The sequence below is a fragment of the Pseudacidovorax intermedius genome (assembly GCF_003350475.1).
GTDB classification, from domain to species: domain Bacteria; phylum Pseudomonadota; class Gammaproteobacteria; order Burkholderiales; family Burkholderiaceae_C; genus Xenophilus; species Xenophilus intermedius.
Window position 1 is genome coordinate 1 of record NZ_QQAV01000003.1, and the last position, 17,211, is coordinate 17,211.

Annotated in this window: 7 protein-coding genes; 1 reads left to right on the forward strand and 6 read right to left on the reverse strand. The window is 63.9% G+C overall.

All coding sequences use genetic code 11. The annotated features are described in order from the left end of the window. The 6 genes from DFR41_RS09515 to DFR41_RS09535 form a co-directional block, all read right to left on the reverse strand. The coding region (locus tag DFR41_RS09515) for a beta strand repeat-containing protein (protein WP_211322571.1) at nt 1-2,972 on the reverse strand (2,972 nt) is incomplete at its 3' end. 950 nt (nt 2,973-3,922) lie between these two features. After that, nucleotides 3,923-4,081 (reverse strand): DUF3789 domain-containing protein, encoded by a 159-nt coding sequence (locus DFR41_RS27670; protein WP_170159337.1) that lies wholly within the window; start codon nt 4,079-4,081, stop codon nt 3,923-3,925. Between the two features lie 38 nt (nt 4,082-4,119). Beyond that, nucleotides 4,120-11,490 (reverse strand): DUF11 domain-containing protein, encoded by a 7,371-nt coding sequence (locus tag DFR41_RS09520; protein WP_114802552.1) that lies wholly within the window; start codon nt 11,488-11,490, stop codon nt 4,120-4,122. A 205-nt stretch (nt 11,491-11,695) separates the two neighbouring features. Next, the gene (locus tag DFR41_RS09525; protein ID WP_244917707.1) at nt 11,696-14,710 is read right to left on the reverse strand and encodes a beta strand repeat-containing protein; all 3,015 of its coding nucleotides are present in this window, start codon (nt 14,708-14,710) and stop codon (nt 11,696-11,698) included. 214 nt (nt 14,711-14,924) lie between these two features. Then, on the reverse strand, nt 14,925-15,542 hold the full coding sequence (locus tag DFR41_RS09530; RefSeq protein WP_114802554.1) for a DUF11 domain-containing protein: 618 nt from the start codon (nt 15,540-15,542) through the stop codon (nt 14,925-14,927). Between the two features lie 88 nt (nt 15,543-15,630). Then, nucleotides 15,631-16,317: a hypothetical protein gene (locus DFR41_RS09535; RefSeq protein WP_147284331.1), complete on the reverse strand. Its 687-nt coding sequence runs from the start codon at nt 16,315-16,317 to the stop codon at nt 15,631-15,633. Between the two features lie 272 nt (nt 16,318-16,589). On the opposite strand from DFR41_RS09535, the gene DFR41_RS09540 reads away from it, so the two are divergent. Then, a complete protein-coding gene (locus DFR41_RS09540; protein WP_017760658.1) occupies nt 16,590-17,210 on the forward strand; it encodes a recombinase family protein in 621 nt (206 codons plus the stop codon). Nucleotide 17,211: the final 1 nt, after the last annotated feature.

Genomic DNA, 17,211 nt, shown 5'->3' on the forward strand with positions numbered 1-17,211 from the left:
TTGAAGGTCAGCCCGCCCATGCTCTGCGTGCCAGAGACCGTGACCGTGCCGCCGCTGGCGCCTCCGAATGTCGCCACGCTGGTGCCGCCCGCCCAAGGACCGTTCAATGCTCCATCGCTGGTGGTCCAGTTGGAATTGCTGCTGTCCCAGGTGCCGGTCCCCCCGTCTACCGTGCCGTTGCCTTGTGTCACGTCCCAGTAAGTACCGCTGAGACTCCCCGCCAGCAGTTCATCGCTGCTGGCAGCCCAGTAGGTCAGGCTCGGGTCGTTGCCGCCCAGCTTGATCTGGTTGAGCGGCGTCTTGTTCATCACGTTTCGGAGAGGACCACTGAACACGTTCGTGGCGTAGAACCTGTCACTCCCAAGGGCCCAGTTGTCCACCTTCATGGCATAGGCGCCGGGATTGAGGGACGACACCCGCAGGCTGGCGAAGACGCTCGTGCTGCTATCCATATCCAGCGTGCTGGCAGCCGTTTGGGTCATGGCGCCCAGGCTGCTGCTGGTGCCTGCGGTGACTTTCAAGGTACCGCCCGCCAACACGATGTTCACTCCCGTGTTGTTGATGGACGCAGTGATTGTGAGCTGGGCGCCCGCGTTCACCGTGATGGTGCCCGTGCCGGTGATGGCCGAGACGTTGCTGGTGCTGCCGTTGTTGAGGATCAGCGCGCCACCACTGCCCATGTCCAACGTGCCGCCGGACTCCACCGTGATGCCCTTGCCCAGCGTCTGGCTGAAGCTGCCCAGCTTGAACGTGCCCGTGTTCTTGACGGTGATGGCGCTGGCAGTCGATGCGCCGTTGTTGGCTCCGACGGCCAGCGTGCCGGCGCTCACCGTCGTGTCGCCGCCGTAGGTGCTGCCCGTGCCGCTGAGCGTGAGGGTGCCCGTGCCGGTGTCCTTGATCAGCGCACCGGTGCCCGTGATGGTGGCCGAAAGCGTCTGGTTGGCGCTGCTCGAGTACTGCAGCGTGGCGTTGTTGGTGATGGCCGTCGCGTAGGCACCGGCGCTGCCGTTCCAGCCCAATGCGCCTGCGCCGCCGATCTTGAGGGTGCCGGCACTGATGGTGATGGCACCGGTAAAGGTGTTGGCCCCAGTGAGCGTGAGCGTGGACGTGTTGTCGTTGTCCTTGGTGAGGGTACCCGCTCCGCTGATGACGCCCGCAAGCGTCTGGTTGGCACTGCTGCTGTAGAAAAGCGATCCGCCATTGACGATGTCGCCGCCATAGTTGCCGACGCCCAGCGTACCGCTGCTGCGTATCTTCAGCGTGCCATTGCTGATGGTGGTCTTGCCGCTGTAGGTGTTGGCGGCATTGAGCACCACCGAGCCGTTCAGCGTACTGGTACCCACCGTCAGTGCATTGGCGCCGCTGATGACGTTGTCGAAGACCAGACTGCCTGTGCCGGTTGCACCCACAGTCGCATCAGCCGTCAGCGTGACCGGCCCAGTCAACGTCGAGACGACTCCCCCATCGCCTCCACGTATGGCGGCTTCAAATCCTGCTTCGCCCAAGCCGACTCCGGCGATCGAGATGGACTGCGGATAGGAGGCCGTTGCAAAAAATATGCCGAGTTGGGCACCGCTCTGAACGATCACGGAGGTTGCTCCTCCAAGGCCCGCTCCCACATTGCTGGTGAAGACTCGCCCCTTCTCGATAAGTAAGGTGCCCGTGAAGCTGCTGGGCAATGATGGTGTCTGCCAATCATCATTCGGCCATCCAGTGCCCGCGGTACTCAGCGCAAGCGTGCCCGCCCCCGTGATGTTGGCCCAGGGCACCGTGGAAATCGCCGTCGATTCATTGAATCTCAGCTTGGCCGTACTCGCAATGCTGAAGCCCGATGTGGAGCCCGCCGTGACATTCGCAGCACCCGTGCCGAACTGCAAGGTGCCGCCGTTGATGTTGGTGGCGCCCGTGTAGGTGTGGGTGCCGCTGAGCGTGATGGTGCCCGTGCCTTCCTTGGTAAGGCCCCAGTTGTTGCTGCCTCCGGCAAGGGCCGCAGAGTTGCTTAGTTTGCCGGAGAAGGTGCTGCTGCCATTGCCGTTGCCGACCGACAGCGTGGGTGCGGTGCCTGCGATGGCCGCGGCCACCGTGCCCGCGCCCGAGAGGGTGCCGATCTTGATGGTGCCGTTGTAGATCTGCAGCCGGCTCGTGCTGTCCACCGTGACGGCCAGGGTGGTGTCGATGCCACCCTCCAGCGAGACGTCGCCGAAGTTGCTCACGTTCAGGTTGCCCGAGCCGGTGGTCGTGGCTCCAGACAGGACAAGGCGCTTTTTGGAACCATCGACCGTCTCCAGGGGAGAACTGCCGGTGACGTTGATCGTGGCGTTGGTCAGGGTGGTTGGCCCGCCAACGTACAGGCTCCTGGGGGTGGTGCCCGCGTGGCTGTAGGACAGTGTTCCCGCGATGTTCCAGGTGCCGGTGTAGGCGATCTGGGCCGCGGTGGGGTTGCTCAGGCCCAGTGTGGCGCCGTTGTCGACCGACACCGAGCCACCGAGCGCGCTCAGTTGTGCGCTGCTGTTCAACACACCCGCCTTGACGGACAGGCCCCCACTGAAGGTGTTGGTGCCAGTGAGCGTGATGGTTCCGGCGCCCTGCTTCTCGAAGGCGGTGCTGCCCGACAGCACGCTGGAGATGCTCGCGCTCACCCCAGAGGCAGCCGTGAGCACGTTGCTGCTCGCCGCACCCGTCAAGGTGCCCCCGCTCAGTGTGTAGCCCGTGGTGTTGAAGGTCAGCCCGCCCATGCTCTGCGTGCCTGAGACCGTGACCGTGCCGGCACTGGTGCCGCCGAACTTCGCGACGACCGAGCCTCCCGCCCAGACGCCGACGACCGCACCGGTGCTGTCCGACCAGTTGGTGGTCGTCGTGTCCCAGGTTCCGGAGCCGCCATTGATCTGGTTGTTGCCCGCCACGATGTCCCAGTAGCTGCCCGTGGAGACGATGATCTGGACGGAGCCGGAGCCACCGGCCGTGGCTGCCACACTGGCCGAGGGCGGCTGCCCAGCGCCCCCAGATCCACCACTAGAGGAAACAGTCGGCGTTCCGACGATTGCCGAATTTGCGGATGCGTAACAGCTTCCGCCCCCGGTGCCGCCTCTGGCCTCCGAGCTCCAATCGGCACCACCCGCACCTCCCGAGCCGGCCGTAAAACCGCCGCCGCCGCCGCCACCACCACTGCCATCGACGGAGGGCTGCAATCCGTTGCTTCCATTCGACAACGTTCCGCAGTTGGACGAGGCCGTGATGGCGGCGCCCGCGGCGCCGCCGTTTCTCACAGCTGTCGAGGCACTCCCATTGAACCCACCACCGGCGCCTCCGCCACCGCCTGCCTGCAGTAGCACGGCGCCGGCAACCACGAGCGTGCTGCTGCCGCCACCGCCGCCGCCCGTCCCGCTGGCTCCCGAACAGCCGCCGGCACCGCCTAAGCCGCCGCTGGCGGCCCCGGTCCCACCCGGAGTCGTCACCGGACAGCCAGCAAAGGCCCCCCCCCCCCCCCCGCCAGCGATCACTCCACTGATCACGGAACCAGGGGTCACCTGGATCTTGGCGCTGATCATTGCACCGTTGCCGCCAGTGCCCCCCGCACCGCCCCCGTCATTTCCTCCGCCCCCGCCACCTCCGCCACCCAGGTTGACCGTGATGACGCTCACATCGGCAGGAATGGTGTAGTTCCATGAGCCTGCTGTACTGCTGGAGAACACCGTGGTCTGCGCCTGAGCCATGCCCATACCAAACGCCAGTGCGACGCCCGCAACCGCCCGCCATGGCGCCCGGCTGGCACCCTCCGGATCCGGCTGGCCTACCCTGCCCCCGCACCTCCGCATCTGCGTGCGGACGGTTGCTGCAAGCCTCGTGAAAATCTTGTGCATTCTTGTTGTGTCTTGAAGGATTTGGCGATGGGCCGTACGCGCAAGCCCATCGTGCCGCCTCGTCAGAGGTCTTGGCCGCGAAGGGCGACTGCCTCATCGTCCTGATGCGCCAAGCTGTCGTCCGCCCTGCCAGCCGCCACGCACAGCGCCATGACCAGCACCCCAAAGGTGCCGCCCACCAGAACGCCGCCGATCCAAACCACCAGTACGAATGCGCTCATGTCACTGTGCTCCCTCGACGAAGACGACGCGTTGCCACTCAGTCCTGCGACTGCGCCGCCTGCCTGGGGGCTTGAGCGGGGACGCCATCGATGCGAGGCGGTTCCTCGATCGGCTTGCTTGGCGCGTTGCTCGACAGGCTGGCCGCCCCGACCGCGCTGCCCGGTTGATCCGCACCGCTGCGCGCGAAGCCCAGGCCTGTTTCGTCGAACTTGAACCGCAACCTGAAGTAGGCACCCTTGCTGGTGTACTCGCCGGCGGTCAGATCGCGATCGGACAAGCCGAGCGCGTTGTAGCCAATCGACAGCCAGAGGTCCTTCATGACCTGGTAGCCCAGCTCCAGCCCGAGCGACTTCTGCAACGCGCCTCCTGAGCCGTGCAGCAGGCCACCCTGTACGCTCATGTCCCACTTGGCATTGAGGTCACGCGTCCAGCGGGCGTAGAGGAGTTGCGCCGTGTAGCTGCTCTTGAGGCTGCCGTCGTCGTAGCTCGAGCGCTTCATCGCGAGACGTCCGCTGACGGTGTTGTCCGCGTCAGGGCTGAAGTTCGCGTGCACCGAAGCAATGTCGGCTTTGTAGCTGCCGGGCAGGCTGGCGTCCGATCCGAAGGCGTTGCCGCTGATGCTGCCCGCGGTGGCCGTGCTTCCACGGATGGTCTCGCTGCGGTGCTCATAGCGCGCCAGCGCATTGAACCGGTCGTCATCCTTTGGGCGGTAGGCCGCGCCGATCTGCTGGCGTGACTGGATGCGGTCATTGCCCTGCTGGGCATCAACGCCCTTGCTGCTGCTGTAAACGCTGCGCGCAAGCAAGGTCCACTCGTCATTCAGACGGTAGCCCATGCCCATGCTGTTGAGCACCGTGTCGGCGTCGGAGCCGGTGCGCTTCTCCAGGATGCCGCTCGCGCGGAAGGCCCCGTTTGTGTACTCGACGCCGCTCGTCACCGCGGTGGAGCTGCCCAGACCCGAGGCCAGGCTGGTGCTGGAGACGGTGCCCAGGGCACGGGTGCGCTCGATGCCGCCGGTCACCGACCAGTGCTCACCCAACTTGATGGTGTTGCGGATGCCATTGGCAATCTGCGCCGTACGACTGCTGTCGGCGTCTGCCAAACGGTACTCGTTGTAGACACGGCCACCCTCCATGTAGGCGCTTTCGACGCCCAGAATGCCGACGTTGCGGCTGCTGCTGGTCGTGCTGCTCGAGTCCTCATAAAGCGTGGAGCTGAGTTCATAGCGGCCATAGACCCGCGTCTTGTCGGTGATGGCGTAATTGCCGCCGACCGCCGCCATATGACGACCGCTGTCGTTGGTGTCCTGCTCCCCTTCCACGAACACCTGCGCCTGCGGAACACCGGGCAATGTGGCCGTCAGACGGCCGCGCACGGTCGTGAGGTCATTCTGGTCGCTGGCAAGGCTGCCACTGGAATTGGCGGCTGCGCCCAGGGCTGTCACGGAGGAGCCCATCTGGCTCGACCCCAGTGTGCTGCTATAGCTCGAGACCTGGTCGTAGCTGAACATCGAGGCCGAACTGCTGCTGGCCGTCGCACCGTGCCGCAGGCCTACCTCGGCACTGAAGTAGTCGTTGAAACGCTTGAGCAGCGACACGCTCTGTCCACGTGCAGCGGGTGTGGCTGCCGTGGCAGTGCTGATTGAGGTGCCGTTGGCACTGGCGCTGGTGCCGTCGTTCTTGCTGTAGAGCGCCTCGGCCCGCGCTGCAAGCGTGGAATCGATGCGGTACTCGGCGCGTACGCTGGCTTCGGTCGTGCCTGCACCGAAGCCCGCGGCCGGGTTGTCGAAGCTGCTGGAGGCTCGTGCAGCCTGCGCCGAGACGCCGAGGTTCTCGGTCTGATGACGCAGTTCGATGCGGCCCGCCGAGCCTGAGCCCTTCTCGTCACTATGGGTGCGCACGGCTTCGGTGGCCATGCTGGTGTTGTCTCCAAGCCGTGCCAGACCCGTGACCGCCGCGAGACGCCGAGGATTCTTCGGGTCCTCGTCGACATGTGCCACTACGCCGGCCTGCACACGTTCGCCGACTTTGAACTGCGCGTCCACACCGGCTACCGTGTACTTCGGACCGCCTGCGTCCACCTCATAGGTGACACGGACCGATTGCGGGTTGAGGTTCGCGTCCACCGCGGAGACGGGGCTCACGAACATCAGCCGCCGAGTGTTCGGCTCCAGCGTGTAGTCCACGAAGCGCGCGAGCGTGGTGGCCTTCAGGATCACGTTCGACTGATTGCGGTCGCGCGAGACGATTTCGACCGTCTCGCTGTTCTCCACCATGTCGCCCAGGTTGCCCGCCAGATAGTAGGGACCCGAGATGCCGCGACCGGCAAATTCCTCGATCTGCTGGGTCTGCGAGGTGCGCGAGCCATAGGCGGTGATGCGCATGCGGTCCTCGTCGTACACACCCTTGGCACCCGTCAGCGTACGGTTCGTCTGGCTCAGCTTACGCACTTCGGTGCTGCTGCTGGTCTGGAAGTCTCCATAGAGCAGATAGGAGCGGTTCTTGTCGATACGCACGTAGAGCTTCTGGGAGCTCTGCGCGTCGTAGCCGCGCTCGGAGGCATCGCCGTAGACGGGATAGAACTCGTCGGGGCGGATGTCGCGGAACAGACGGTCCTTGTTGGACTTGGCAGTGTCGAGTGACGCAGTGAGGAGGTACTCGCCCTTGATGGCGCCCTTCAGGAAAAATGCTGCACGACCGCCGGCACGAGTGTTCTTGGTATCGCCGTTACTGCCCAGGGAACTGAGTTCCTGCTCGAAGGCTGCACCCGCCGGCAATTGATCGATTCCGAGCTTGCCTCGCTTGGTGAGGTCGAGCGTGCCCTCGACAACGCCGACCGCGATCATGGGGCGGAGGTCGGGCAGCAGGACCAATCGAACCTCTTGCACGATGCCGTTGACGGTCGCACGCACGCGCACATCGCCCGGAGTGCCGGGCGGCACCAAGTGGTAGGTTGCACGCCCACCCTCGATAAAGGACTGCAGGCCGGGTTCCTTGTCGTTGAGGTCCTCTTCCTGCCAGCGACCAGCATCGCTCTCCAGGGTAATCGCAGTGCGGGCGGTGACCGGCACGCCCGCGGCATCGGTCAACACGACATGCACGGGAACAGGGGTGCGCGCGTCGGCGCGGGAGTCCTTCGGCACTTCAAGGCGCACGACACCGAGCTTGTCGGGCGCGGTCACCGAGATCTCGACCGCCTCGCCACGCGAGTTGCCCATCTCGTCCGTCACCTGCAGGCGCAGACGGCTGTTGCCAGGCTTGAACTGGACCCCGATGTATTCCCACGCACTGGTCTGGGTGGCGGGCAGCGTCGTCTTCTTGCCGACGCGGCGGGCATCGACTGCCTCGCCATTGACGGAGAGTTGCAGAACCGCGCCCGCTGGACCTTTCACACGCACGTTGATGGCCTGGCCCGGCAAGGTGTCTCCGTTGCGCAGTTCTACGAAGCCCGGCTTGTTGTCAAGGTCTGGAAGGAGTTTCTCCAACTCGATGACACTTGGAGCCATGGGCTGTGGAACAAGGCCCTGCGTGACGCTCCCGGGTTGGCCCGCACTTTGATCGCCGATGCCGGCACTGGGTACTTGGCCCGTTGCGGGCATGGCCCTCACCTGCTGGGCCACAGCCAGCGTGCCGGAACCACCGACCGTGCCGGTGCCATCCAGGAAATTGCCGCCGCCCGCGCCCGCCGCCCGTTGAGGCGCACCCGGCAGGGAAATCAGCGGCCCGGTCGTCGCCGTGAGAGACGCGCCGGCGCCGGCTCCCGTGCCGTTGATCTGTCCGGCAGCGGGCAGCGCTCGCGTGTCGCTGGCGACGATAGTCTGGGCCTTGGGATCGAGCCGATTGCGAAGAGCGCCCGCCAGTTCGGCGTCGAGGTTCTTGGCCGCCGCCTTGCGACGCGCCTCGACATCCTTGGTGGTCTGAGCGTCATCGCAGCCCTGCAGCGGGAAGTTGGCTTTGTGAAACTCGCCCTTCTTTAGATCGACGAAGCGGCTGGCGGCGGTCCCGGCATTGCGGTTGTCCTGAATGAGCACCTTGGCGCCAACGGGTAGTGTCGTCTCGTCGAGGCGCAGTACGTGGGTCATGGGCTTGAGCCCGTACAGGCTCCAGCGGCCCTCACCGTCCGTGATCACATTGGTGCCGTCTTCAAGCCAGAGGCGGACACCGGGAACGCCAGGCTCATCTTCTCCGTCCTGCTGTCGATCGCTTCGGCAGTCCATGTACACCTTGCCGAATGCGAAGGCCTCATCGGAGAACACCCCGCCATTGACACGAACGGTGTGCTCAGCGGTGTTGGAAGTGAATCCCGTGGTGCTTGCCTGGGCCCGATTGGTGGCGTTTGCAGCGACGCGCGCGCCGACGCCTACACGCACCCGGTAACGCACCATGACGCTCTGATCGGCCGCGAGTTGCGCGTCGGGGAACTGCCATGCCAGCGTCGGACCGACGCCGCCGCTCGGGTTGGCCACAGTGTTGCCGTTGAGGCGACTGCTGCCAGGCACATAAGCGAAGCCTGCCGGCAAGGTGTCGCTGAAGTTGACGCCCTTGAGGGGAAAGCCCGTCTTGTTGGTGACTGTCAGGGCATAGTCGAGGAAGTCGCCGAACTCCACCTGCTGCTTGCTCGCGGCCTTGCGAAGCACAAGGCCGTTGATCAAGCCCGGGTCGAGCGGAATGTGGTTGTGCACGACATCGCAGGCACTGCCGTCCGAGTTGAATCCCGCCTCCAGGGTGGTATACCAAGTCGTGGCTTCGCCATTGGCGGGAGACAGCGCGTTGGGCGTGACGGCCCCGCACGTGGCAAAGCTCCCTCCCTGCGCAGGTATGCGCTGCGAAGGGTAGATGTAACCACTGTTGGCAGGCGGGGTCACGGAAAGGCTGTAGGCGCACTTGCCCGAAATGGGCGGCGCAAGCCAGTAGAACTGCCAACTGCCATCGGTACCCGTCGTCATGGACATGGTGCCGTCTGCGTTGAACGTGTAGATCCCGGAGTTGCCGCCGAGCACTTGGTCTGCTGTGATGGCACCGGCGGTGCCGCCGGTGCAGGACTGCCTTTTGATGGTGACGACCGCGCCGACTATCGGACTGCGGCTGACGGCGTCGTAGACGGTCCCTTGAGGGTCCACCAGCAGCCCCACAGCAGAGGCTGCGCTGGCGCCAGCCACCTGTGTGGGGTCGACGTTGATGGTGTTCTGCATAAGCGAAGCAGCCCAGCCCTTGTTGGTATATGTGACGCGCCCGCCTGCATAGTCGCCCTTGAGCGTCACGCGCACCGTGAACCCGAGTTGCTCGCTGCTTCCGGCCGGTAGCGGCCGACTTCCATCGGTCAAGTTGAGCCCAATTTCCGTGGGGAAGTGGGTCGGGTCGGCGGAGTTCCACTGGCTACGGTTGCAACCGGCAGCGCCCGTGAAGTTGGCCGAAGGTGCCAGGATGCCAGCCCCACTGCGTACTGGCCCACGCAGTTCCCATTGAGCGACCGGGCCGGATGCCTGGTCCATCGAGAATGCACAGTTGAGGTTGTCGATCACGCGGACATTGGGCGCCTCGGAGCTTCCGGTGTTGCTGACCTTGAAGAGGAAATCGACGTCGTACACACCTGCAGAAACGTACCGCGGAGGAGACGCGCTCTTGCTGAGAGCCAGCAGCGGAGACTGAGTGCCTACCGGTGTGGGAGAGCCGTTGTTGCCAGGGTTGCCGTCGCCGTCGGGATCGGGGTCGCTGCCGTTGACGGAATCGTCTGTGATGACGGCACTACTGCCCGCCACAGTGGCCGCCTGGGCCTTGCTACTGGTGTAGAGCATGGACGGCCGTCCGGCCGTGTTGAAGCGAACCACGAACTGAAGTGTCAAGTCGCCGCCCACTGGCAACACGGCGCCCGGAGCCAGCAACGAAGATCGTGATGAAGTGCCGTCGAAGGCACTGCTCACGCTTGCCGACTGACCGCCCACGCTGCCACTGGGTTGCGCGATCTTGAGCGAGCCAGGAACGATGGTGTACTGGCCGACTGCAGGCGAGGCGGATGTGCTGTAGGTGCCAAACTGCGTTGCGCCTGCGCCCTCGAGGACATTGAGCAATTGGACGTCGTATAGCCATGAAGTGCCGTAGTTCTTGACGCGCAGGGAAAGCGTCACATCGGAAGTTCCGTCCGCGTTGGGTCGCGGCAGGCTCGCGGCTTCGGCCACTCCGATGCGCGCCGGATTCACGGAGATGGCCTGCGTGTTTGAGCTGCTGGAGGTGGCCTGCGTGCCGTCGTTGAAATAGGCCTGCGCAGTGTTGAGCAAGTTGCCCGCGCTGGCTGTGACGGTGGCCGACAGCCGCATCTGCAACGAGGCATTCGGTGAAATGGTGGCCGGAGCGAGCAGCGCCGCCGCCACTTCGATTGCCGACGCGTCGTCGCCACCACTTGTGCGGTAGCTGAAGGCAGCATCACCGGGCAGCCGGAACAGCCGCAGGGCCCCCGGCATTGAGCTTTGCAAGCTGCCAGCCATGTATCGCGTGCCTGCCGGGAGCACATCGCGCACGAGAATCGCGCTGACGGGGCTGCCATCGACGACGATTGGCGTGTTGGCAGGAACCGCGGTGCCAGTGGCCTGCGCAGCCTGATTACCGACATTGGTCCCGTTGACGACGTAGTCAATACGGGAGACCCCGGGCTGCAGAGGCGCGGTGTAGCTCGCGGATTTGATCAGACTGAGGACGGCCGCATTGCCAATCTCGATCACGTCCATATTGCTCGCGCTGACCGCCTGCGCGCCCGTGCTGGCGGTCAGCGTCGCGCAGACGGCACCCGAGGCCGCCGTGGGCATCGTGCCCACCGCCAGCAACGTGACAGACTCCCCGGAATCGAGCGAAAACGCCCCAGCAGTATTCAGCGGCAGTGCCGCCTCTCCCGCATCGACAACACCGTTGCCATTGCTATCGCGCACCAGTTGCAGCCCACTCAGGCTCAACGCGGCGCTAGAAGGGCATGCCGCGCCGCCATTGCTCCAGCCAATTTTGTAGCTGCTCCGGACATTGCCGGTATTGGTCAGCAGATGACTCATGACCACCTGCATTCCCGGCGGACGCGTGAGAGCTTGGTCCTGCGTGAGCGCAATGGCTTCGACGGATTGCACCGTGAGAACCACGCCGTTGGAGCTGACAGTCTCGGTCTGTGTGTAGCCCGTCGGAATGTAGGTGGCCGTGGCGACGACGCGCAGTATGGTGCCGGCAGGTGCAGGCGTGGCCCCCGCTGCGCCGCACAGGCAACCGACCAGCAACAGCAGCAGCATGAGCACCCGCAGCAAAGGGCCAAACCACCGGGACGGGCAGAAATGTCGCAGCAGGGTGGGGTTCAGGTGCATTTGAATTTCAGTCACGGCTCGACTGACTTGGTCGTTGTTGTGGGCTGGTTTCGAAAGCGAATACGCACGCATGGCGAAGCTCCCTCTCTCGAACGGCTGTTTTTGCCTTGATCGGCTTGTTCTCGTTCTTTTCTGCTTGCTCTGTTGCAGGTGCGCCAAAGCAGACAGAAAAGGGCAAAGCGGACGCAGCCTCAGAGCAGCGTGCTTTGCCTTGCGCGCGGGGCCGCCCCCATAGGGGGCGAGCACCCGCGGCCCTAGGCCCGCAAGGGCAGACGATTTACTGCTGCAGCTGGACCTGGAAGGTCAGCGTGGCCGAAGCGCCCGGCGCCACCGTGGTGGCGGTGGTGCCATTGCCGCAGCTCACCGACGTGGTGCTGGCGCTCCAACCCGTCGGGTTGGTGAAGGCCGGCAAGACCGTTCCAGCCGACGACGCACAAGTGCTCGTGGGCTGAACCGTGGTCAGCGTTGTGTACGCCGGCAGAACATCGGAGATGTTCAGGTTTGTCACCGTGGAGGTGCCTTCGTTGATGGCCTTGACCTGATACACGATGCACTCGCCCGGCTTGGCGGTCAGCGCAGTCGTCGCCAGGTTGCCCAATGCGGTGGTGATGCCTGCGGCATCGCACGTTGCATTGGGGTTCTTGGCCTGCGTCTTGTACAGACGCACTTGAGCAGCAACGACGGTGGTGGTGTCGGTCGTAGACGGCGTACCGCAGTTGTCGCTACCTGCAGGGAAGGTCACGGCCACAGTGGAGATGTCGGCGCTGCCAACGGTTGCACCGCCCGGTGCGAACAGCTTGATCAGCAGTTTGACATCCGTGCCAGGCACGGGCGCCGGGATGGCGCCTGTTGCATCGATCAGCTGATCGCTCGCGTCAATCACGCCGTTGCCATTGCTGTCGACGTAGGCCGCATAGGTCCATCCCAAGGCTGCATTACCGCTTCCAAGGGTGACGGTGAGCTTGCCGGGCTTGCATGCGCCCGTACCGGTGGCGCTCAGCGTATGCGCATAGACGATCGAACCACCGGGTGCGACCTGCCCCGTGCCTGCGACCCCGATGGTGGCGCTGTAAGTGGACGCAGCGGCGGTCACATTCACCTGGTCATACAGCGTATCCACCGGAGTGGAGCCGTCAGAGGCTGCAGACACCGCGCGTACCTGGAAGTACACCGCCTGGCTGATCTGCACCTGGGTTGCAGGCACGAAGATACAAGCCGTGACCTGGGTCTGGCCGCCGTTGGCAGCTGCCGTGCCCGTGGTGGTAATGGCGGTGCCGGCCGCGCACGAGGCACTGGTCGTTGCACCCGAGACAAACTTCACCGTCCAGCCTGCGGGCAGAGAGCCAGGGAAGCCCGATGTGCTGCTCGCCGACAGGGTGTAGGTGTTGGCATTGCTGTCGTTGTTGGTCACCCACAGGTCGAACGTGGTCCACGAACCCGCCGGAACGGGGTCTTGGGTCACGGTCGGTTGCGCGCTCGGGCCCGTGCCCACGTCAGCTTTGCTGCCCGATGCAAAAACGCCCGCCGCACTGTTGGTCAGGTCCACTGCGGGGCCGGTAACCGCCACAACGGTGTCCTTGGAGGCGTCAAACTGGCCAGAATCCGAGCCCGACGTACCCAGCAGCGTCAAGGTGTAGTTGGCCCCTGTGTTGATGGCCGTCGTCGGCGGAATCGTCGCCTTCACGATGACTTTGACCGAACCGCCAATGGCGATCGGACCCGTGTCCACCTTGCCATCGTTGTTGGTGTCCGACAGTTCTGTGGTGCCGTCCGACTTGTAGAAGCGGAAGATCGTGTTGGCCGGGAAGGTCTGGGTCGCGATGGAGATGTTGACGCTGTCGGTGTCGTTGCCCAGGTTGTAGACCACGTGCGTGAAGCTCGTGGCAGAGCCGGCGGCGACCTTGGCGTTGGACTGCGCATCCGTGCTCGAATTGTTCGGCGTACCCGCTGTGCTGTCCTTCGCGTCGCTGGAGGCAACCGACGTGGCCGCACCCACCGCAACGCTGTAGGTCCCTTGCACCGTGAATGGGGAACCGTTCGAGGTCGACGGGGTGCTGCCCAGTGCCGGCGCACTCGCGGTGGCCGTTGGCGCGTCGGTCGGGTTGTACTTCACCGTGTTGGTGGTGCTGGCCGTGCCGACGGTTGCAGAACTGTTCACCAATACGACAAAGGTCAGGCTACGCGTGTTGTTCACGGGCAGACTGTTGTCCACGAAGGTCAGCGTGCCGCCGCTGGCTGCGAAGTCGATGTTCGCACCGTTGCTGCCTGCCGTTTCGCTCAACGCTACGCCGGGGTTGCTGCTCCACACCGCTGATCCGGACACGTACGTGAAGCCGGCGGTCGCACCCGTACCGATCACGTCCTGCAGGTTGAAGCGGCCCACTGCACCACCAGTGTTGCTGTAGGTGATGGTGTAGGTGGTGTAGACACACGACGCCGGGTTGCTGCCCATGCCCGCCCAAGTGGTCGCGCACGTGGCCCCAGCGGGCGTACGCTTGCCGGCAGCGATGGCTGCAGGCCACGATCCGCCGCCAGGCGCACCGATGCCGGTATTGGGCAGTGCGAGCGCCTTGGAGACGTTGAATGCGGCCGCATTGGTGAGCGTGACGCTGTCCTGGACCTGAACGCTCTGGTTGCTTGCGGCATAGCCGTAGCTGGTGACGCTCGATGCCTGCGGCGTGACCGTCACATTGCCGACGTCGTAGGCGCCTGTGCCGGTCGCCGTCGTCGGAATGCTGTATGCCACCACGAAGCCGTACTGGCCGTTGTTGCCAGCCACCGTCGTGACAGACGTCAGACTACAGCCAGTCTGACCCGTGGCGTCGGAACATAGAGGAGTTGCACTGTCGGGAAGGCCGTCGAAGTTCGAGTCGTTGTAAATCTCGATCTTGGCAAACTTCTTGCTGGCTGACGCATCTACCTTGATGTTGAACCCGTCGGCACCGTTGCCCGTGTTGGTGAGCACGTGCGCCGCGTAGATCGTGGCACCAGCGGCGCCTGTCTTGTTGTTGACGACGTCCAGCGTACTGGCGGTCGTAATCTTTCCATCCAACGCATAGGAGCCCACTTGCAGGACCGTGGTCTGCACGAGGTTCGACGTGGAAACTTGCGAAGTGCCATTCGGATCCAGATAGGAAGCCGACGCCACGTTGCCGATTGACGTTCCCGCGGCAGGCGCTGCCGCCATCGCTGCTGGACTTCCACTCAGGAAGACCGCCGCCATGGCTGCCGTGCCCGCCCACGTCGCAAGCAGCTTGCCGCTGCCGCGAGTCAGGGGGTATTGATTTTTCACTTGTTTTCTCCTCTAAGGAAGGCCGACGTTCACAAAAGAACTTGAAATCTGCCTTGCGTTACGGCTATTTCGCCGCCTCCCGCACAGCAGGGCAGTGCGGCCACCACGCGCCCAAACCATTACGGTCCAGGCTTTCGTAGCAACCAACACGGGGGTAGAGAGAAGCAGGCCGTACCACGTTGTCGAAGCGCAAAGCGGTGCCAGCCGGCCCCTCTCAAGGCTTGGTTGGCGATGCCGCAGTTGCGGTCGCGGTTCGGGTAGTTGCGCTATTGGGAGAAGTGCTTGCGGAGGGCGCTGTCTTCGGCTTGACGGCTTCGACCGTCGCGCGAGCGCTCACGACCGCCTGGGCTCCGGGCGCGAGTTCATCGATGCGCCAGCGAATCTGCCGGTATTCGTCATAGGGCACAGCCTGCATGCGCCCGTCGCTACCCTTGCGCATCAGGGGCTCAGGGGCAAATGCACCATCTGCCTGCAGCGCAAACTGAGCGCCCTTCTCTGGCTGCGCTGAGCGGGCGACGTACTCCAAGCCCTCCGGCAACGGCAGATTCGCCGCGATGCCCCTGACGGTCTGGCTACTTACATTTTTATAGACGACTCGGTACTCCAAGACGTCGTTGGGCTTGACAGCGTCAGCGTCAATAAGCTTGTCGCGGCCACCCCCATCCTTCACGACCTTCTTCTGGGTCAAGGAGACGGTTACGGCCCTCTGCTCCTGGGGCGCAGTCGCTGCTTCAAGCTCGGCCGACTTTCCTGAGGGAGGGACCAACTGCGCCCAAATGGGTGTGGCCAGAAACAGGCTCAGCAAAGCGGCGGCGGTCAGGCGAGTTTTCATGATCTTTCCTAGACTGAAGAAATGCGGGGAAGGGGAGGACGACCGAGACGTTGCGGATCCACTGACACACATGAAGCGGTCTGCGCGTTCATGAGGAGGCGTCAGACTTCTCGGCAGGAGAAGTCTGTGCGCGCCCCCCCAGGAGCGAGGATCGGAAGAACGGGCCGTCCGAATGCAGAGCGGCCGGTTGCAGTTCGTCGCGGACGCGCAACCGATAGCCCCAGCCGTGTACGGACAAAAGCGGTCCTGGCGAGCTTGATCGCCCAAGCTTGGTCATCAGCCGCATCAGGATCATTCGCCTACTGGTGAGCGCCAGTGGCTTCTGGCCATACATGACACGCGTGTTCTCCATGAGCTGGAAGAACGCGTCGAAAGAGATCGCGTGATCTGTTGCCTGAGCAAGCGCAAGCAGGAGCGCGCGCTCGCAGATATTCAGTCGCAGTTGGTAGCCGTCTGGGGCTCGCAGCAACCAGCAGTCGCCGATGAGCAGCCAACCGGTTTCACCCAGCGACCGGTCGCCCAGATCAATCGAAGACGGCGTTGCTTGAGGTTGCCTCGATGACGGAATGATGATGTCCGCCAGGCCCGAAGGGGGCGGGGTGCCCCCCTCCTCGGTCGAGGCCTCAGCACTCACGTCGCTCGCGTGGTCACCTGTGACCCCGCGGTATGCACGGATGGTGCTCAGCAGCTCGCAAAGCTCACGCTCAAGCCGCTCCAGACTGGACGGGTTCAGTGCAAGACCGGCAGCCATTGGAGAAAGACCGACTTCAGGCATCACATCCGCCCGTCCGGCCTACACCAACTCTGGCCTTGCGCTCAGCTACACCGTAATCCCGCTGGACAAAAGGGTACCCTTTAGGTCTAAATACTGAAAAACGGTTAGTCAGTGACCGTTTTTACTCTTAGTATCTTTTTAGATAGGGGCTGTAAATGATGCAAGCAAAAGGGTACCCTTTTGTCAATGCCTAGACTCAGTCCTTGTTAACTACTCCTCAGGCAAGTGGCGCGCTCTGCGACGAAGCGGGTGCGTCCCCCCCTCCTACGATCATGAAAGTTGGCTACGCAAGGGTTTCGACAGACGAACAAAGTGTCGATCTACAGATACGGGCGCTTGAGCGCGCAGGCTGCGACGCGCTCTACACCGATCAGGGTGTGTCGGGTGCAGTGTTCGACCGGCCCGGTTTGACTCGAGCTCTCAGACGGCTGAGGGCGGGCGACACTTTGGTCGTCTGGAAACTGGATCGATTGGGGCGCTCCGTCAATGGGCTTGTGCAGGTCGTCTCTACGCTAGGCAAGCGGCGCATCCACTTCGCATCGTTGTCGGAGAGCATTGACACCGGTACCCCGGGCGGCATCCTTATTTTTCATCTGATGGGAGCGCTGGCGGAATTTGAGCGCTCCCTGATCAGTGAACGCACCAAGGCCGGCATGGAGGCTGCCCGCGGCCAAGGTCGACACGTAGGAAGACCGCGTTCGCTGAGTGCCGAGCAGCTTGACGAACTGGCGCTTTACTTGGGACGCGAGCCTGTTCACATGCTTGCCCGAAAGTTTGACGTTCACACGCGCACGCTGCGGCGATACATCCAGACGCTGGAGTCTCCGGGCTTTTCGACAGCCCCGAGCTGCGAACACTTTCCGGGCCGGGAAATAACCAAGGAGTCGGAATAGT